The sequence below is a fragment of the Barnesiella propionica genome (assembly GCF_025567045.1).
In the GTDB taxonomy this organism is placed as follows: domain Bacteria; phylum Bacteroidota; class Bacteroidia; order Bacteroidales; family Barnesiellaceae; genus Barnesiella_B; species Barnesiella_B propionica.
This window is the reverse complement of record NZ_JAOQJK010000001.1, coordinates 361,951-381,207: the sequence shown is the minus strand read 5'-3', so window position 1 is coordinate 381,207 and position 19,257 is coordinate 361,951. Positions and strand designations below refer to the sequence as shown.

Below are 19,257 nucleotides of genomic sequence, written 5' to 3'. Positions count from 1 at the left end.
TATTAACTAATGATGATTTCTGTTGTATTCCTTAAAAATCTCTATTATTCGACATTTTTGTTACCTAAAACGATACTTATATCCGGATTATTTGTTACCTTTGTATATGGATATAAATCATTGATATACAATGGGAAGAAAAAAGAAATCATTAATAGAGAAATCTCCGTTCAAGTTACGTCACCGTAAACTGGCGGACGGACGTTTATCCCTGTTTCTTGACCGTAGTGTAGACGGCGGGCATGAGTACGAGTTTCTGCAACTCTACCTCATGCCGGAAACATCTGCCAAAGCAAGGCGGCAAAATGCGCAGACACTCCGCAAGGCGGAAGATATTCAGCGAGAACGGACAGAAGCCCTGCTCAATGCGAAGGTGGGAACAGTACCGGAAAGCAAATCTTCCGATATGCTGCTGTCCGACTGGATGACCATTGTCCGCAAGAACCACGAACACCGGGAAGCACGCGACCTGAACGGAATCGACAACGCCCGTAAAAACTTGCTGAAATTCCGTGCAGATGTCAGGCTCTGTGATGTGGACAGACAGTTTTACATTGATTATATCGACTGGCTTCGTTCTTCCTGCAAGACCGCATGGGGAAAACAGATTACTCCCAAGACGGCTCATTCCTATTATACCACTTTGCGTACCGCTTTGAACGAGGCTGTACGTGAGAGACTGATTGAATCAAATCCTTGGTACAAACTGGAGATGACCGAGAAAATCAAAGTTCCCGAAAGCAAACGGGATTTTCTGACCATCGAGGAGATAAAGAAAATGATAGCCACGCCATTTTTTAACGAGCAGGTACGGCAGGCATACCTGTTTTCCTGTTTTTGCGGACTTCGTATCAGTGACATACGGAAATTGCGTTGGCGTGACATTTCCATATCAGGCGGGCAATGGCTCGTGTCGGTAGTAATGACAAAGACCACCAATCCCGTTTATATCCCCCTTTCGTCCCAAGCGGTAAAATGGTTGCCGGAACGTAATGGCTGTACACCGGATGGCCTTGTCTTTGGAGGGCTGCCCAATACAAGCAACCTTTGTGTCAGTCTCAAGAACTGGGCTGATAAGGCAGGCGTAAAGAAGAACGTGACATTCCACACGGCACGTCATTCATGTGCGGTGCTGCTGCTGACGCTCGGAGCGGACATCTATACCGTTTCCAAAATCCTCGGCCACCGTTCCGTGCGTGCCACACAGGTTTATGCAAAAATAGTAGACAAGAAAAAGGACGATGCAATCACCTTGGTTGACGACGCATTCTAAATACATTATTATATATGGCAACAACAAAGAAATCGACCAGACTCAAGGAACCGGTAAAGGTGCGCACGAAGAAGCTCGCCGACGGTTCGGAATCCTATTATCTCGACATCTATGTTGACGGAAAACGCAGTTACGAGTTCTTGAAACTGTACCTGTTGCCCGAAATCAATCCTATGGTCAAGGAGCAGAACCGGGCCACAAAAGCGGCGGTAGAGGCCATCAAATCAAAACGCATCATCGAACTGACTCACTCGAAGGCCGGACTGAAAAAGACATCCGTCCGTTCCAAAATGCTACTGGACGACTGGATGGAAGCCTATCTTGCCGAACAGGAACGAAAAGGCGCGAGAGGACTGAAACTGTTACGAACAGTCTGCCGGTTACTTCCCCTTTACAAGAAAAAGGTGAAGATGAGAGAGATTGACAAGGACTGGTGTCTGGGTTTCATCGACTGGATTCAGCACACCTACAAGACCCGGTGGGACAAGCCGCTTTCACCCAAGAGTGCAGCGGACTACGTGGGTTATTTCTCCACCGCACTCAACGCCGCCGTCCGTGCCGAGGTTATCCCGGAGAACCCGATAATGACACTTGCAGCCACAGAACGTATCAAGGTGCCGGAATCCAAACGGGAATACCTGACCATTGACGAAATAAAAGTTCTGATTGACACGGAATGCCCCCGCGAAGACGTGAAACGTGCCTACCTTTTCGCCTGTTACTGCGGTTTGAGGTTGAGCGATGTTTATGCCTTACGATGGAAAGATATTGTTCAGGACGGGGAACAATACCGGATGTCAACCGTGATGCAAAAAACTACCACACCGATTTACTTGCCTCTTTCCCGCCATGCCGTCCGTTGGCTGCCTGAAAGGAACGGTGCGGAAGACGGGCTGCATGTCTTTGCCGGACTCCCGGCAGAACCCAATATCAACAAGGTACTGGCCAAATGGATGGCAACGGCAGGAATCAATAAAAAAATCACCTATCACACGAGCCGCCACACGTTCGCCACAATGATGCTTACCCTCGGTGCGGATCTTTATACCACGAGCAAGCTGCTCGGCCATGCCAACGTAAAGACTACGCAGATTTACGCGAAAATCGTTGACAGCAAGAAAGTTGAAGCGGTGAATCTGGTTGATAACGTATTTGGCTGACATCCTGCGTTGTACTCCATTACCACCGTTTTCAGCCTTATTTGAATAATTGCCGAATTTTGACCTTTCCGGCCAGATTTCAATCCGAAGAGGTCAAAACTCGGCATATCTGTTTATCAGATACATAAACCTGAACTTATCTTCTTGATTTGGATAGATAATTTCAGATTTATGGACGCAGTTCATAAACCTCACAAAACCTTATATCTGAATTTACAGCGTAATATTTCATAGATAATATCAAATAAGTGGTTCTAAAATTTGCTTGGGCAATTCCAAATGCGTAATTTTGCATCAAAACATGAAAGTATGGATAAACTTATTGGCCGCGACAAAGAACACGCGGAACTGGAAAGATGCCTGAACTCGGACAGATCGGAGCTGGTCATAGTCTACGGCAGGCGGCGTATCGGAAAGACATTCCTGATTGAAGAATTTTTCGACCGGGAGTTTGATTTCAAATATGTCGGTGCGCATGGAATGACCACCCGCAGACAGTTGAACAACTTCCTGAATGTGCTCAACAGTTATTCGGGAAAAAAGTTCTCCCATTTAAGCAACTGGGATGAAGCCTTTTATGCCCTTGAAGAATACCTGTCGTCCCTGCCCGCTGACCGTAAACGGATTGTGTTCATAGATGAAATGCCTTGGATGGATTCGGGAAAATCCATATTCGTGTCGGCCCTTGAAAACTTCTGGAACGGCTGGGCCATGTCACAGCGGAACATCATGCTTATCGCCACGGGGTCCGCGACCTCATGGATGAAAGACAAGATTGTCGCCAACAAGGGAGGCCTCCATGCCAGAGTGACGTGTAACCTGCATCTGTCCCCGTTCACCCTGAATGAGACGGAGCGGTATCTCGCTACCAGAGGCATCGAATGGGATCGTTACCAGCTTACCCAGACATACATGGTGCTTGGCGGTGTTCCGTTTTATTACAGCCTTCTTGACCCCGCGTTGAGCCTTTCCCAGAATATAGACCGGCTGTTTTTCAATGAAGGCGCACTTTTGAAACTGGAGTTCGAGGAGCTATACAACGCCCTTTTCGACAATGCCGACCTGTACACGTCAATCGTACAACTACTCAGCGAACACGAATCGGGAATGACAAGCAAGGACATATTCCAGTCACTATCATCGAAGAGCAGCAACATAACCAAGGCGATAAAAAACCTTGAAAGGTCCGATATGATAGAGAAATGGCTTCAGTACGGCAACAAACGTCGCGGAGCCGTTTACAGGCTTACGGATTTCTTTTCGCTGTTCTATTTCAAGTTCCTTGCCGACAACCTCTCACACGATGATGAATGGTGGAGCAATCATCTTGATTCCGGAAATGTATTCGACTGGATGGGTAGCAGTTTCGAGCTTGTCTGCATGAGACATCATAAACAGATCAAGTCGGCTTTGGGAATAAGGGGCATGGCTACATCCTTGTCCACATGGCAGGTCAAGCCCAATAAGGAGGAAGGAATGCCCGGCGGACAAATAGACATGATAATAGAGCGGGCTGACCGGATCATACACCTGTGCGAGATGAAATTCTGCATGGACACATACCGTATCAAGCCCGAATACGAACGCCGGTTGCGTGACCGTTCCGGTTTGTTCAGGGAACTTACCAAGACCAACAAGACACTGGTTCATACCTTTATCACGACGTATGGTGTGGCCAATGGCAAGAACAGAAGCATCGTCCACAGCGAGGTGACGATGGACGACCTTTTCAATTCCTGACGATTATGATGATACGGCAAATAACACAACGGTTGCACGAAGTGAACACGCTTCTTGCAACTTACGGACAAGGCGTCTTGTCTTTTGAACAGGCCTTGCCGCCGTCCCTGTTCTATCAGGATTTCAACGACACGAACCTTCTTGTCAAGGAGGCAGCCTGTCTGGTAAAGGAGAACCCCGGACAACTTCTGGACTTTTCTTCTTCCCTTCTTTCGGAAACGAACAAATACCTTTCACTCGACAGGACACCGTTGCAGACAGTGAACTTTGAAGCCCTTTTCGAGGAATATCTAAGCCCCTTTGAACACCGGTACGAGGAAGCGAAAACAGCCGCCACAGAACTTTGGCGCGAGTATTCGGCAATGAGTAACCGGTTGGATTTCCTGCCTCTGGATTCGGAAGAATACAGGTCGCTCGACACGGAGTGCGGAGTAGCAAAGGCAAAATATGACCAAGCTCATGCACACGCAAACCTATCATATAAGGAATGGCAGCAGGAGCGTGACCGGAATTTCTGTGTCTGGTGCTTCAAACCGGTATTCCTCGACGTGCTGGTGGAGCGTCTGCAAGGAATCGCCGGAAGCATCATCTCCGACATCAGACGCGTGAAGGAGGGCAACCCATGAACCGTGCAGGCCTGCTGCAAGAGACCACCGCATGGATGGATACCGTTGACCTCGCCCTGTGCCTGTTCATTTACGAGGTGTGCAACGACTACCAGTTCGAGTATCTGTCGGGCAGCGACTTCGTGAACTTCCTGAACCTGAAACCCACCGAACGGGAGGTCATCGTGCGCCCGAAAGAGAACCTTCGCATCTGTTACATGGTGTTTTCCATCGCCCGTACCATCAGGCCGCGAGAGCGCGGGAAACTCTGGTCGGAAGAGTTCCTGAAACGCTGCGGCATATCCAAATCCTACTACGACAAGCACCGCAGCGATGTTTGCAACAATGCTGCCACCAAAGAGAATCAAGATTTCCGCAAATCCATCGACAAGGCCGTTGAAAACGCAAGACGGCTGAAAGGTACCCCATAACCGCCCGTCGTTTCCCCATTCAGCCCGGTATCTTCCCATTATAGCTATGCGCTATACCGTTCATACACAACGGTATGGCGCATTTTCTTTTCATGCACTTTCCCCATTCGTCCCCCATTGGCCCACCTTGGAGCAAACTTAACTTTGCATCGGAAACAGAAGAAAGGAAAAGTCTGAAAAAACAGCAGATTCCGATTCTACGAAAGTACAAGTAACAATAAAAATGAACGTATATGGAAAGTGAACGTAATTTGATGACCACCACGGAAGCAGCCCGTTACCTCGGACTGAAGCCAAGCTATCTCTACAAGATGATGATGCGCCGCGCAATCCCTTACTACAAGCCGGGCGGCAAGCTGTGCTTCTTCGCCAAGGAAGACCTCGACGCATGGCTGAAACGGGTACGGGTGAAATCGCAGGTCGAGATCGACAGCGAGGCATCCCACTATCTGGTAACACATGAGAAAAACAAATGATTCATCAACCTTTTTTAGAACAATGCAGTTATGGACAATTCAAAGAACATGGAACCGGGTATCAGGAATGCCACGGTTCAGGAATCCCCGAACAAGGAACAGAGAAAGAAAGAGAGCAGACCCGTAATCAGCGCGAAGGTACAGACCATTCTGGACTTTCTTCGCGGCTGTTCCCCCTACGAGGCCGATTCCATACGGGTAATGGTCGGTTACGGGACGGGCAACGGCGATACCGCAACGATTGAGGCGACGGACATGTTGGCTGTCAACCGCTTTCTCAATCACGGGCTTGCCAAAGAAAACGGAACAAGTAACGAGGCCGTGATGAAACACCGTCAGGAACGTGCGCAAAAACTGTTGGAAGCCGTCAAGGATTTCGTTGACATCGGCCAGCTCTGCCGCGTCAGCATCGTGCTGATGAAAATCTCTTCCGACTTCAAGGCGGTGGAGGACGCACGGGGACACCTGCAATCCCAACCCGCCGCCAACGTGAACCGGAACTGATGTCAAAACCGGAACGGGGTATCGGACGGACAAGGAAACTCCCGCACGCACTATCTCATTGAAACTGTTGTAGGTTTTCCGATACTCCATTCCCTTATTTTTTATTGAATTATGCAAGAAAACAAGAGGAACAAGGAAACATCCCTTTTCAAAAAGCCGCAGGGCTTCCGTACAGTCCGCATCCACTTTACCGCAGAGGCAATCGAATGGCTCGGAGGGACAACGAAAGATGACGACGGCAATACAATCGGCAACCATACTCTTTTTTATGACCTGCTCTCACGGATGCGACTGTCCCCCGGCAGGGGCGATTCATTCCGCAGGCCGCAGGAATTGCAGCCCGGACAGTTCCAGTTCTCGGAAACCAGACTCGCGGAGGAATGGAACATAGGGAGAAAAAGAATCCGCAATCTCCTTGCAACGATGGAAAAGCTGGGCATGATAGCGGTGGACGCTTCCAAAACCGCTTCCGTCGCTTCCATGACCTGTGTCGAGGAATGGACGGACTTTCAGAACTTCCACGTCGTAAACCTTTGCAATCCCGCCCTGAATGGTATTCGAACGGCATCTGAACGGCCTTTGAATGGCATTTTATCCGGCAGCGGAGGCACGCCGCAGGAGAGGTGAAAACGTCTTTCAGTTTCGAGATATGCCAAGGTATCACCTCCCTTCGGTCAGTCATCCCTTGGCGCTCTCGCGGCTCACTGGCAGTTCGCCGGTGGCGGCGCTCGCAGGCTCGCACCGCTTAACCCTTATAAAACAACAGTTATGACAGAAGACAATAAGCAAGACACATCATTTCCGTCCGGCGGCAGCCGCACCGAATACATCGGAGCCAAAGTCACCGTGGAACAGAAACAGTACATCCGCCGCCTTGCCGCCGAGTGCGGCATGACCGTCAGCAGCTACGTGCTGGCAAGAGCTTTCAACTACAGGCCGAAAGCGAGGCTGACGGCAAGGCAGGAGGCGGTCATGGAGACCCTTATAGGATGCCGCAGCGACCTCGTGAACTACACGTCCGCGCTCCGTGGCATGAACCCCGAAAAGCGCAGACAGATGTTTAACAGTTACCCTTTCATGCTCGAATGGCTCAAGGAACTCGGCAGGCTGGCCGAGCGTGTCACGGACGTGCTCGACAAGGTACGGTTTTCCAACCGCCTGCCCGACGGGACAAGGAACGGTGAAGACAGGGAGGACGAGCCATGATAGGGAAAGCGAAATCCATCTCCCACGGGATAAATGACATCAGGTACATCACGGGAGAATCGAGGAACAAGAAACATCCCGAACGCATCTTCCACGTGGGGGACAATCTGCTGCCGCCCGGTCTGGATGCCACGGGTATATGGGATTCTATGCGGCTGACGCTGGAGAAGTCCAAACGGGTCAAAAATTCCGTCATCCGCATCGAGGTCAGCCCTGCGCCGGAACACACCAAAGACTTTACCATCGACGACTGGCAAAGGTTGTGGGACGACTTCACGGATGAGTTCGACAACATCGAACTGCTTGACAAGAACGGCAAGACCTATTCCCCGAAAACCGCCCTCAAAGGCAGCAAGGGCACGGTGTGGCTGCATCTGGAATCCAAGAGCGGCATTCCCCACCTTCACGGTGCGTTCTGCCGTATCGACGAACGGGGGAATATCAACAACGACCATGACATACACCTGCGGGCACAGCGGGCAGCCGAGCGTGTGGCCCTGAAACGGGGCTGGACGACTGCCGCCGAAGTACGTGAGACGAACATCGGGCAGGTGAACCGGGACTGCATGGAAACCCTGCAATCCATGGAAAGCTGGTCATGGGACGAGTACGTGGCCAGACTCCGGAGCAAGGGATATGAGTTTTGGGAGCTGCGCGACAACAAGAAGATATTGCGCGGTTACGTGCTGAAGAAAGGCAACGCCAGATACAAGGCTTCCGAACTCGGCAGGGGGCGCAACCTCATGGCGACCAAACTTGAAAGCACGTGGAAAAAGCTGCACGCGGCTCCCAAGACAAGGACTGTTTCGACACAGCCCGCCGCAGGGAAATCTATACCGACTACACCCCGGACGATTCCGGTTCACGCACAAGGAACGACACCGGTTCCGCAATACACCGGCTATCGTCCCGGTACCAGCCCGTACCATATCGACATCGACGGGGAAAGCCGCCGGTTCTTCATTCCCGATGAAGCGTTGGACGTATTCAATGACGAGTTCGACTACCGGGAGACAGCCAACAGCCGTGACCTCACGGACATGGCTGCGGCACTTTTCGTCGGGATGCTCGATACTCCGGCGGTTCCTTCGGGAGGTGGTGGCGGCAGTTCCAACGACCTGCCTTGGGGAAGACGCGAGGACGAGGACGAACGGGAATGGGCACGCCGGTGCGCCCGTGAAGCGGCAAGGGTAATCGGAAAGAAACCGAAGACAGGACGAAAAAGATAACAGCCTATGAATAAAAAATTCGATTTCTCGGAAATAGACGGGGCACTTCCGACTGCCGAAAAAATGCAGGAGCAAGACCGCATAATCGATGCGCTGAAAAACAATTATGAAGCTGTCCGCATTCTTAGTGCCAACGTGGAAAAGCTCGAAAACAGACTTTCGGAAGCCCTGCCCAAAATGGACGGGGCTGTTTCTTCCCTGCGTGGGGCAAGCACGGTCACACTCGGCGAGGAAGCGAGAAAGACGCTTGAACAGGAGGGAGAGAAAATCTGCCGGAAGATGGCCGACAGGATGGAACGGGAATGCGCAAGGCTAGCCGGACGCCTCTCGGCGAATGACCGTGTGCTTATCTCCGCAACCGCTTTCTGGTGTATGGTAGAGGCAATCATCTCCCTCGCGGCGGCTTTCGTTTGTACCTGCGCCGCGAACGCTCGTCTTATACATAGCATATTGCTGTGGGAAGTACTCGGCTGTACCGCTGCTTTTCTCGTTGTCTGTGTCACGTTGACCATTTTTATATGCCGCAAGTTAAGACGAGAATGAAACATTACCAATTAAATAAATATAAGTATGACAACAGTAAAGGTGAAATTCCGCCCGTCAACAGTCGAAGGCCGTCCGGGCACTATCGTTTATTTTGTAACTCACCGCCGTGTCGTCAGGCAAATCACAACCGGTTATAAGGTGTTCTCTCATGAATGGGATGATAAACAGTCAAGACCTGTTTCGGCACCGGCTGGCGAACGGATAACCGTTATTCAGACAATAATCCGAAAACTGGAGGAGAATTTGGAAAAGCTGAACAGGATTATTGAAAGATTCGATCTGCTACGACGAGGTTATTCATCTGAAGATATAATTATGGAGTTCCGGTGCACCGAAAAAGAAAATACCCTTTTTATATTCATGGAGAATCTCATCGAGCGACTCTGCCAATTAAATCACATCGGTACGGCCAAGAACTACCATACCGCACTCGGCAGCTTCAAATGATTCCGGGATAACAAGGACGTTCCGTTGGCAGTAATAGACCAGATGATAATGGAAGATTATCAGGTATACCTGAAATATACATTGACTGTTATAGTAAATAACTAAATATTTTTAGAGCATTGCGTATCAGTAATATATTAAATGTGATGATTTCTAGGTCTTAATAAAGAAGCAATAGTTATTTATGAGATATAAAGAACTTATCATTTTACAAAAAATAGGAAGGTAAAAATACATATAATACCCCTTTGTAGGTAATATTTCCTTATCATAAATGATTATGTATAACAATCTAATATAAATTAATATCAACTGACTACTAATACGATAGCTACACACAATAAATAGAAATATATAATTTAAGTAATATTATATGCATACAACAATTTATTAAAAATACCTAATAATTGGTATTGATGGATTTAGCTAAACAAACGAACTTTGCGGGCAAAAAATAAAGCAAGATGGAAAACCTATATGAATTGTTGGAAGAAGCAGCACATAAAGTGCCGACAAAAGGAATTGTTATTGTAAATAATAGTCAATGTGATCTTTTTCTAACTTATTCAGAGTTACGAGAAAAATCTAGAAAAATAGCTTTTATTTTAAAATCTTACTATCAAGTAAAGCCTGTCAGTAAGATAATAATCTCTGTTGAAAAATCCGAAAATTTTATATTATTATTTTGGGGATGTGTTATGGCAGGTTGTATACCCGTTTTAATGCCTTCTGTACAATTCAGTAATAAGAACTCTATTGCTTTTGAACGCCTAAAGAATGCAATTGATATATTAGGTGTAGTTACACTTATAACAAATGATATTAATCTATTTGAATATTATAAATCTTCATTTCATAAAGCTGTGTGTGTTGAAGATATTATGAAACAATTGGATTTGTTGCAAGATTATTCTTTACACATACCTAAAAGAGATAGTAAAGATTTATGTGTTATTCAGTTTTCATCAGGAAGTACAGGGGCACCCAAAGGAGTCATGCTTAGTTTTAACAATATTTTAACTAATTTGAAAATAAAAACTCTTGCGGATGAAATTACAACTGAAGATACTTTGATTCACTGGATGCCATATTTTCATGATTATGGTCTATTTGGAAATCATTTGGTTTGTTTGTATAACCAAATTACAGAAATAAAAATAGAGCCTTTTTCCTTTTTAAGAGATCCTTTGATTTTTCTAAAGAAAATTTCCGAATATCAAGTAAGTATTTGTGGCGGTACGACACCTTCAGGATTGGATTTGTTAATTCAAAAGTTAGAACAATCTAATGACATAAAAGAATTGGATTTATCTCAAGTGAAGACTCTTTCAATTGGAGCAGAAATGGTTCCATCTAATTTATACGTCCGATTATCCCCCCTTTTTCAACTTGGGTTTAATCGAAATGCATTCCGCCCTTCATATGGAATGGCTGAAACAACATTGATTGTTTCTTCCTGTTTACCGGGTTATGGAAATAAAAATATAAGAATAAATAGAGAGGCGTTCTATGAAGGGATTATCAAATTAGTCGATAAACAACAAGATTTTTGTGAATTTGTTAGTGCAGGTAGAATATTACCAGGCTTACAAGTACGCATTGTTAAAGACGGTATTCCTCAAAATAATTTAAATTTAGGAGAGATTCAAGTAAAAGGCGCTTGTGTCATGTCTGGTTATTATAATGACATACAATCAACAGATGAAGTATTAAAAGACGGTTGGTTAAGTACAGGAGATTTGGGCTTTTTTGATTATAACAATATTCTTTATATAGTAGGTCGAAAAAAGGAAACAATTATAGTAAATGGACAAAACTTTCATCCTTTTGATTTAGAAAATTGTGTCTTAGAGAAATTTGGTCTTTCAATTGAAAAAACTGTATTTACATCTTTTTATTCTTCTACAGAAAATCGTGAAATTGTACTTCATTTCTTTGTATTATCAAGAAAAATGTCGGAAGAACAAATAAGACAATTAATAAATGAATGTAACGCATTTCTAGCAGACAAAGTTGGATTTGCTCCAGAATACTCTATAAAGATAAAAAAAGGAGAAATACTCAGAACTTCTAGCTCTAAAATAAAACGTCGATCTATGGCAAAGTATTTTGAGCAAGGACAGTATAATAAATCAATTGTAAAACTAAACAAAGAATCTCATAATATGGATTATTTATTGGTTCTCAAAAAAATATGGTCAGAAGTTTTAAAAACAAACCTCATTCATATAGAAGATAACTTCTTTTCTTTAGGAGGAGACTCAATACGCAGTATGATGGCTGTTTCTAAACTTGAAGAACTGTTAAATATTAAATTAGAAAATAGTTTCTTCTATAAATATCCGACCTTAGTCTCTCAAAAACATTATCTTGAACAATATTTATTAAAAGAACTTCAATCTCCTTTAAATGAATATGAACTGTTAGTTCGAGAGTTTATCAGCGAAGAAATAGGAATTCCCTCTTTAGAAATACAATATACAGAAAATATTATAACTAAAGTGACTTCTTTTGCCGCTGTATATCAAATGATGAAGCGCTTAACTGAAGTTTTTGATAAAATAACATTAGATGATATAAAAGATAAAACTTGTATACGAGATATAGCACAAACCATTAAGGAACGCTATGCAACTCCAGAGGGGTATTCTTTTCCGTTAATGGATTTCCAAGAAACATTATTCTATCACAGTAAAAGTTTTATCCGTAATGAACCGACAGGATTAAGTTGTTATATCATTTGTCGGACACAATTGAAAGGTTTTTTTGATCCAGCATGTTGGGACAAGACGTTAAATCACATTATTAACTGTCATCCATTGTTACATTCTATTCTTTCCGAAGAGTCGGATAAACCTGAGATGATAACTCTTCCTGAATATCCGACATTTAAAAGTTCTTATGAAGATATAACTTCAATGAACAAAGAACAACAGGAAACATTCTTTTTACAAAAGGACGAAAAAGATCATGATCACAGATTTGACCTTAAAGAGTATCCTTTATTCTATTGTAATATTTATAAAACAGGGGAAGATGAACATGAATTAATTATACATATTGATCACCAGATAATTGATGGTTTCAGCTTTTTTCAATTCCTTCAAGAATTAACATCAACTTATGATCAGTTTATCGCTGGTAAAGAAATAACTGTTGAACAAGAAAAAGGTCTAACTTTTTCTGACTATGTTTTTGTGGAGAGATTCAGAAGGCAAACAAAGCGATATCAGAATGCAATGGATTTTGCCCTAAAGGTGTTTAAAGATTTACCAGAGAAAATATCTATTCCCACGAAATGTCAGCCATCTTTAATAAATAAAGTCCATTTTAATACCTTACATACGGAATTGGATTCTTTATTGATGAATAAAGTTCTTGAAATCAGTTCTCATACTTCTGGTATATGCCTTAATTCCTTACTTATGGCATGCTATTTTAAACTGATGAATTTGTGGTCTGGACAAAATGATCTCATTATCAACATGCCTGTATTTAACAGGGAACAGCATTTACCTAATGCAAAAAATATAATAGGTAGTTTTCTTGATATTTTCCCTGTCCGTATCCAAACATCTCCACAAGAACCGATTGTTTCTATTGCACGTAAGATAGAACAATTTGTACGAACCATGCTTGAGTATCCAATATCTTCAATAGAATTGTCCAGAAAAATCGCAGAACAGGAAGGCTTAAAACAAAGCTCTTTGAGTGCAATTATTTTTAGTAATTCTATCAATATGCTTCCCAAAGGTATCAGTCATTCATCTAGATATTTGACAATTGGTGCGCCTAAAGTACAGACAGGTGCACCTGGTACTTATATAGACCTTGTTATGTATACATGGGAAAATAAATGGTGTTTTGATTGGAATTATGTTCGTGAGCTATTTGATGCGGAATACATACAACTACTTTCTGAACAATTCACGTCTATGCTTAACCAATTGGTAGATGATACAAACACTAAGGGATACGAAGAGCGTTCATGTTCAAATATACTCCCTCTCTTCTATATAAAATTATTGGAGCAAACAAATAAAACAGAACATGCTTATCCTCTTAAAACAATATATGAACAGATCAGTAATACTGTAGATTTGTATCCTAATAGAGAGGCGATCTCTTATCAAGGAGTTTCTTTAACTTATACAGAGTTTTGGAAAAAAGCTAATCAGATGGCGCATTTCTTACGTTCTCTTGGAGTGGTACGAAATTCTAAGGTTGCTTTATTACTGAACAGAACGCTTGATTTGCCTATAGTACAACTTGGAATTCTTTTAGCAGGTGGGGCGTATGTGCCAATTGACCCTTCTTATCCTTCGGATAGAATACAGTATATGATAAATGACTGTGGAGCAGAAGTTCTTGTAACTCAAGGAATACATGTAGACAATATTAATAGTTCATATACCCCCAACATTAAACATTGTGTGTTACTTGATGATGATTCTATTCCTTTACCTGATACATATCGTCGATACACCGTAAATGATATAAATAGTCAATCTATGGATAATATAGTACCTTGTAATACTCCTGATGATTTGATTTATATGATTTATACTTCTGGTTCAACAGGACAACCTAAAGGTACAATGCTTAGGCATAGAAATGTATCCAATTTTTTGAATTATGAGAAAGAAGCGTTTAATGTAAACTGTAATAACAGGTTTGCTTTAATAACATCGTATTCCTTTGATATGACTGTTACTTCTAATTGGCTACCTTTCATTGCCGGAGCTTCTTTACACATTCTTTCCGATAATGCAACTAAAGATATAGAGAAACTTCTGTATTTTATAGATGAAGAAAAAATCAATTTTTTGAATGTAACTCCCTCTCATTTTTCAATGTTGGTAAATATGTTGGGATTTTTGGAGAGACCTGTAAACCTATCACCCAATATGACTATTATGCTGGGTGCTGAAATTATCAATGTTTCGGATATAAACAGGTGGTTAGAAAATTATCCTTTGCACAAATTTATTAATGAATACGGCCCTACAGAAACAACGGTGGCTTCCACTTTTTATCCTATCCCGATTGAAGAAGACGGCAAATGTCATTTAAATATAGTTCCAATAGGGAAACCGATTTATAATACACAAGTATATGTATTAAATGATAATTTAGAATATACACTACCAGAAGTTCCTGGTATCCTTTATATTGGAGGCGAGGGAGTGTCATGTGGTTATTTGAATAAAGAAGAGAAAACGAAATCTGTATTTATCAATAATCCTATTACTCATGAAGGAATTGTATATAATACAGGAGACGTTGTAAAGATGACTGTAACTGGCGATATTGTATTTGTAGGACGTAAAGATTTTCAAGTAAATGTCAGAGGGTATAGAATTGAATTAGGAGAAATAGAGAATGCTTTATTAAAAGTATCAGGTATTACAGAGGCTTGTGCAGAGATTCAATATGATGTAAACAAACAGCCTGTAGTTGTAGCTTTTTATGTTACAGCAAATAATTGTGATTTAGAATACAAGGATATAATGTCTGTTCTGCAAATGAAGATACCTCACTATATGTTACCTTCCGCAATGGCTAGAATAGAGCAGATTCCAATTTCTGCCAATGGAAAAACAGACAAGAAGCAATTACCCAATATTGCGAATCAGAAACAAAATTTTGTTAAAAGGGATATTGTAGGTCCAAGGAATGAAAGGGAAAAACAAATAACCTTAATCTGGGAAAAGGTATTAGGGATACCAGAGGTAGGTGTATTTGATAATTTCTGGGATATAGGAGGCGACTCTATCCGATCTGTAAGGTTAATAAAAGAATTAAAGGAGGTCGGATTAACCAACATCAAATTAAAAGATTTATTCGATAAACCTACGATAGCCGAACTGCTTGAACAAGAAATAGAGAATAATAAAGTTGAGAATCTCATTTGTATGAAAAAGGTTTCTACTCCATATGCAAAACTTATATGTCTTCCATATGCAGCAGGAACCCCTGGTATGTATAGTACATTTTCTGGGGATTTTACCGGAGAAATCAACTTATATACAGTACAATATCCGGGACATGGAGATGGACGTGAGATAAAGTCCTCTGTAGAAGAAGTTGGTGCGCTATTAGCCAATGAACTGAAAGAGGCTGATAAAGAGATTCCTTTGTTTATCATGGGATATTCTTACAGTTGCTATATTGCTTATGATATCTGTAAACGATTTGAACAAGAAAATATTCCGATACAGGGTATTATAATGATTGGTGGAACTCCTCCTACATTGCGTGATGACTTAATGCAATTCTTTTCAAATGACGATAATGCCCTTTTGGATTATTCACGTGCAAAAGATCTGTTGAATGAAGAATTGATCGCAACTTTATCAGATGAAGAAAAACATGAATATTTGCATGAGTTGAGAATGAATACTGTAGCAATGGTAAATTACAAGTTTCTTGATTGTAAATTGAAAACCCCATTATGTTCCATCGTCGGTAGAGAGGATGAGCCTACAATTCGAAACAATCAACATCTATGGAATAATTACTTTCAGAAAGTTTCTTTCCACCAATTGCCAGGAGGGCATGTTCTTATTACAAAATATCATGCGGAATTAGCTAAGTTGATAATGAATTATATAGAATTGCATGTATAAATATGCTTGTATTACCCTTTTCCGATATAGCAGTAGAAATTGTGGAAGATAGTCCTTTTGCTACTTCAGATAATCTCTTTAATGAGGAAAAAATATTCATTAAAAGAGAATGGTCTGAAATACGTCTTAAAACTTATATTTTGGGACGTTGTGCCGCACATCGTGCCTTACAGACTTTACAAAAGGAAATAGTTCCCATTTTAAAAGGAAGAGATGGTGAACCAATATGGCCATTTGACATAGTTGGTTCTATATCTCATAAAGATGCAATAGCAGTTGCTGCTGTTGGAAAGAAAAAGAGGTATAAGGGTATTGGAGTAGATATTGAAGATCAAACGACGATATTATCAAAAAAGGAATATTCTCTTTTTTGTACACCCCAAGAGATAGCGTGTATAGATAAGAAAGAATTTTCTCCTATTGACATTTTTTCACGTAAAGAAGCTATTCTAAAGGCATATTATACAGCATATAGTAAATTATGCAATTGGATTGATATTGACACGATAAATGTATCTAAAGCTTCCAATGTAACTATAATATGCATGTTAAAAAAAAATTTTATTATAAACCTATGTTGTGTAGAAAAGTAAAAACAATTTTAGTCATTATGGGAATATGTTGTTTCCCTATGATATCTTGGGCACAAGTTTTTCTTTCTGGTCGAATCGTAGATAAAAAGACAAATGAACCTGTTGTAGGAGCTTCTGTATATATACGAAAAAATCAGGTTGGAGATAATGCAAATGATAATGGGTTATACAGAATAAAATTACCTCAAAACGGAACGTATCTTGTAGAGGTTTCTTTTATCGGATACAAAACAATAAAACAGTCTGTTACTGTAAATAGAAATACAACTAAAAATTTCTTTTTGGAAGAAAGTACAGAAGTGTTGAATGAGGTCGTGGTAAAAGCATCCTCACAGCAGGCAGAAATAAATCATATACGTAAAAGTCCTATGGCTGTAACGGTTGTTGATGGAGCAAAATTAAGAGGTCGTTCAACTGGAATTGAAGAAGTACTTACTCGTACTTCTGGAATCAAAGTTAGAAAATCCGGAGGTTTGGGTAGCTCTTCTAAAATGTCCATACATGGTCTGGAAGGAAAAAGAGTAGCTATTTATATAGATGGTTTTCCTTTAAATAGCCCCGATGGTTCATTTGATATAAACGACATACCTATTGATGCCATTAAATATATTGAGATATATAAAGGAATAGTTCCTGCTGAATATGGCAGTGATGGTCTGGGAGGAGCGATTAATGTTGTTACAAGAGAGGACGAGTGTGACTTGGTAGGCTTTACTCAGGAGTTTGCTTCATTTGGTACTTCCAAAACGTTAGTCAGTGTAAAAAAAATGTTTGAAAAACCAGGGATTCAAATTGGAGGAGGTTTTTTTCATAATAAATCGGATAATAATTATAAAATGACTTATCCTGTTTTTGAAACAAATTTACCTTCAAGTGCCTACCAAGAAGTAATAAGAAATAATGATTATTATAGGTCCACAATGTATAATGTAGGTTTAACATTTACAAAATTCTGGTTTGATAAGATTGAATTAGAATGTGCTTTTTATAACAATAAAAAGGGAATTCAGGCCTTAGATTTTGATTCACGTTTTTCTCATACACATGGGACAAACATTATGCCTACTTTAACTTTAGAGAAGAAGAATTTCTTATTTAAAAACCTTGAATTCAAGTCAGGTCTAGTAACTCCAATCATTCATACGCATTTGGTTGATACCGCTAGAACAAAACGGCAATGGGATGGAACCATAACAAATACAATGGGAGAAACTGATGATAATTTATTAAACTATTCAGATGACAAACAATTTGAAATCAGACATAAATTGAATTTAAAATACAAGTTAAAGCAACATACCTTTAATCTTAACAATCAATTCACATATTCAAGGTATAGACCTAAGGATGATTATACAGCAGAATATGTTGGTTTTGACCCTAGTGGTTTTCCCAGTAATATGAAGGGAAATACTTTGGGGTTAGCACATGAGTATTCTTCACGTAATAACAAACTTCAAAACTCTTTAATGTTCAGTCTATACTATTTAAATTCTGGAATATATAGAACAAGTGATAAAATTGTAGATGAATCTGAAAGTGTTAAGAAAGAACCGAAAAAAACAAAAATAAACAATTTTTACTATGGAATAAGTGAAGGAATCAGTTATGAATTTTTCAAAGGGGTGAGAGGTAAATTTTCCTTATCACATAACGTGAGGCTTCCTGATACGGAAGAATTGTTTGGAGACGGAGTGACAGTAAAGCCTTCAGTTGATTTAAATCCCGAAATAAGTAATAATATAAATTTAGGGTTAATCATGGATAAAAGTAATTTTATGGGGTTAAGTCGTTTTCAGTTAGAGACAAATTTATATTATATGTATATAACAGATATGATAAGTTTATTTCCTGCTGATATACGAATGATTTATACGAATTTGGGTAAGACTCAGATCATGGGGGGAGATTTTGATTTAAAAATAGATGTGACTCCACAGCTTTATAGTTATTTTAACTTAACCTATCAAGATATTCGGGATAAGCTAAAATGGACTACTAATGACCAAAGTGTGAAAAACCCGACTTATGATAAACAGGTACCCAATATTCCTCGTTTTTATTTTAACTATGGTTTAGAGTATCATACAGAGGGATTACTTGGGAAACATGAAATATCTAGAATCTATATAGACGCATCTTACGTTCATGATTTTGATTGGAGTTGGCAAATGAGTAACTTACCAGAACAGCGAAAGAAATGGTTAATTCCTCGTAGTCATCTTTTTACGGCAGGATTCCAGCAATCTATTTGGAAAAATAAAGTATCATTAGGGTTTGAAGTTGAAAATATATTCAACAAGGAGAGCTATATGGAATTTAAAAAGCCTTTACAAGGTCGTACTTTTAAAATTAAATTACGATTTAATTGGTTTGGTGATGAATCTTCAGGGGGAGCGATGAGTTTGTAATATTATA

General features: G+C 41.1%; 15 protein-coding genes. All 15 read left to right on the top strand.

What is annotated here, in order from left to right; genetic code table 11:
* The first annotated feature begins 130 nt into the window (after positions 1–130).
* The gene (locus OCV73_RS01630) at positions 131–1,273 is read left to right on the top strand and encodes a site-specific integrase (protein ID WP_004292635.1); all 1,143 of its coding nucleotides are present in this window, start codon (positions 131–133) and stop codon (positions 1,271–1,273) included.
* A 14-nt stretch (positions 1,274–1,287) separates the two neighbouring features.
* On the top strand, positions 1,288–2,433 hold the full coding sequence (locus tag OCV73_RS01625; RefSeq protein ID WP_004292636.1) for a site-specific integrase: 1,146 nt from the start codon (positions 1,288–1,290) through the stop codon (positions 2,431–2,433).
* Positions 2,434–2,742: 309 nt separating this feature from the next.
* Complete coding sequence (locus OCV73_RS01620; RefSeq protein WP_004292637.1) at positions 2,743–4,173, top strand: AAA family ATPase; 1,431 nt, start codon at positions 2,743–2,745, stop codon at positions 4,171–4,173.
* Between the two features lie 5 nt (positions 4,174–4,178).
* The gene (locus OCV73_RS01615; RefSeq protein ID WP_004312206.1) at positions 4,179–4,799 is read left to right on the top strand and encodes a hypothetical protein; all 621 of its coding nucleotides are present in this window, start codon (positions 4,179–4,181) and stop codon (positions 4,797–4,799) included.
* Positions 4,796–5,209 (top strand): hypothetical protein, encoded by a 414-nt coding sequence (locus OCV73_RS01610; RefSeq protein WP_004312207.1) that lies wholly within the window; start codon positions 4,796–4,798, stop codon positions 5,207–5,209. The genes OCV73_RS01615 and OCV73_RS01610 overlap by 4 nt, the downstream gene beginning before the upstream one ends.
* A 233-nt stretch (positions 5,210–5,442) precedes the next feature.
* Positions 5,443–5,685 (top strand): helix-turn-helix domain-containing protein, encoded by a 243-nt coding sequence (locus OCV73_RS01605; protein WP_004292639.1) that lies wholly within the window; start codon positions 5,443–5,445, stop codon positions 5,683–5,685.
* A gap of 30 nt (positions 5,686–5,715) precedes the next feature.
* Positions 5,716–6,189: a hypothetical protein gene (locus tag OCV73_RS01600; protein ID WP_004312208.1), complete on the top strand. Its 474-nt coding sequence runs from the start codon at positions 5,716–5,718 to the stop codon at positions 6,187–6,189.
* Positions 6,190–6,300: 111 nt separating this feature from the next.
* The gene (locus tag OCV73_RS01595) at positions 6,301–6,816 is read left to right on the top strand and encodes a hypothetical protein (RefSeq protein WP_005942618.1); all 516 of its coding nucleotides are present in this window, start codon (positions 6,301–6,303) and stop codon (positions 6,814–6,816) included.
* 141 nt (positions 6,817–6,957) lie between these two features.
* The gene (locus tag OCV73_RS01590) at positions 6,958–7,395 is read left to right on the top strand and encodes a plasmid mobilization protein (protein WP_004292642.1); all 438 of its coding nucleotides are present in this window, start codon (positions 6,958–6,960) and stop codon (positions 7,393–7,395) included.
* The gene (locus tag OCV73_RS01585; protein ID WP_004292643.1) at positions 7,392–8,624 is read left to right on the top strand and encodes a hypothetical protein; all 1,233 of its coding nucleotides are present in this window, start codon (positions 7,392–7,394) and stop codon (positions 8,622–8,624) included. Before OCV73_RS01590 ends, OCV73_RS01585 begins: the two co-directional genes overlap by 4 nt.
* Positions 8,625–8,630: 6 nt before the next feature.
* The gene (locus tag OCV73_RS01580) at positions 8,631–9,167 is read left to right on the top strand and encodes an Ntn hydrolase family protein (protein WP_004292644.1); all 537 of its coding nucleotides are present in this window, start codon (positions 8,631–8,633) and stop codon (positions 9,165–9,167) included.
* Positions 9,168–9,194: 27 nt separating this feature from the next.
* On the top strand, positions 9,195–9,617 hold the full coding sequence (locus OCV73_RS01575; RefSeq protein WP_004312210.1) for an integrase: 423 nt from the start codon (positions 9,195–9,197) through the stop codon (positions 9,615–9,617).
* A 464-nt stretch (positions 9,618–10,081) separates the two neighbouring features.
* Positions 10,082–16,246 carry a non-ribosomal peptide synthetase gene (locus tag OCV73_RS01570; protein WP_004312211.1) on the top strand — a complete coding sequence of 2,055 codons (6,165 nt, stop codon included), beginning with the start codon at positions 10,082–10,084 and terminating at the stop codon, positions 16,244–16,246.
* A gap of 2 nt (positions 16,247–16,248) precedes the next feature.
* A complete protein-coding gene (locus OCV73_RS01565; protein WP_004292648.1) occupies positions 16,249–16,839 on the top strand; it encodes a 4'-phosphopantetheinyl transferase family protein in 591 nt (196 codons plus the stop codon).
* Between the two features lie 17 nt (positions 16,840–16,856).
* On the top strand, positions 16,857–19,250 hold the full coding sequence (locus tag OCV73_RS01560; protein WP_004312213.1) for a TonB-dependent receptor: 2,394 nt from the start codon (positions 16,857–16,859) through the stop codon (positions 19,248–19,250).
* Positions 19,251–19,257 lie beyond the last annotated feature (7 nt).

Bases quoted from the DNA above. Each gene is read 5' to 3' on its own strand.
- OCV73_RS01630 (WP_004292635.1), top strand. From the start codon at position 131: ATGGGAAGAAAAAAGAAATCATTAATAGAGAAATCTCCGTTCAAGTTA.
- OCV73_RS01625 (WP_004292636.1), top strand. From the start codon at position 1,288: ATGGCAACAACAAAGAAATCGACCAGACTCAAGGAACCGGTAAAGGTG.
- OCV73_RS01620 (WP_004292637.1), top strand. From the start codon at position 2,743: ATGGATAAACTTATTGGCCGCGACAAAGAACACGCGGAACTGGAAAGA.
- OCV73_RS01615 (WP_004312206.1), top strand. From the start codon at position 4,179: ATGATGATACGGCAAATAACACAACGGTTGCACGAAGTGAACACGCTT.
- OCV73_RS01610 (WP_004312207.1), top strand. From the start codon at position 4,796: ATGAACCGTGCAGGCCTGCTGCAAGAGACCACCGCATGGATGGATACC.
- OCV73_RS01605 (WP_004292639.1), top strand. From the start codon at position 5,443: ATGGAAAGTGAACGTAATTTGATGACCACCACGGAAGCAGCCCGTTAC.
- OCV73_RS01600 (WP_004312208.1), top strand. From the start codon at position 5,716: ATGGACAATTCAAAGAACATGGAACCGGGTATCAGGAATGCCACGGTT.
- OCV73_RS01595 (WP_005942618.1), top strand. From the start codon at position 6,301: ATGCAAGAAAACAAGAGGAACAAGGAAACATCCCTTTTCAAAAAGCCG.
- OCV73_RS01590 (WP_004292642.1), top strand. From the start codon at position 6,958: ATGACAGAAGACAATAAGCAAGACACATCATTTCCGTCCGGCGGCAGC.
- OCV73_RS01585 (WP_004292643.1), top strand. From the start codon at position 7,392: ATGATAGGGAAAGCGAAATCCATCTCCCACGGGATAAATGACATCAGG.
- OCV73_RS01580 (WP_004292644.1), top strand. From the start codon at position 8,631: ATGAATAAAAAATTCGATTTCTCGGAAATAGACGGGGCACTTCCGACT.
- OCV73_RS01575 (WP_004312210.1), top strand. From the start codon at position 9,195: ATGACAACAGTAAAGGTGAAATTCCGCCCGTCAACAGTCGAAGGCCGT.
- OCV73_RS01570 (WP_004312211.1), top strand. From the start codon at position 10,082: ATGGAAAACCTATATGAATTGTTGGAAGAAGCAGCACATAAAGTGCCG.
- OCV73_RS01565 (WP_004292648.1), top strand. From the start codon at position 16,249: ATGCTTGTATTACCCTTTTCCGATATAGCAGTAGAAATTGTGGAAGAT.
- OCV73_RS01560 (WP_004312213.1), top strand. From the start codon at position 16,857: ATGGGAATATGTTGTTTCCCTATGATATCTTGGGCACAAGTTTTTCTT.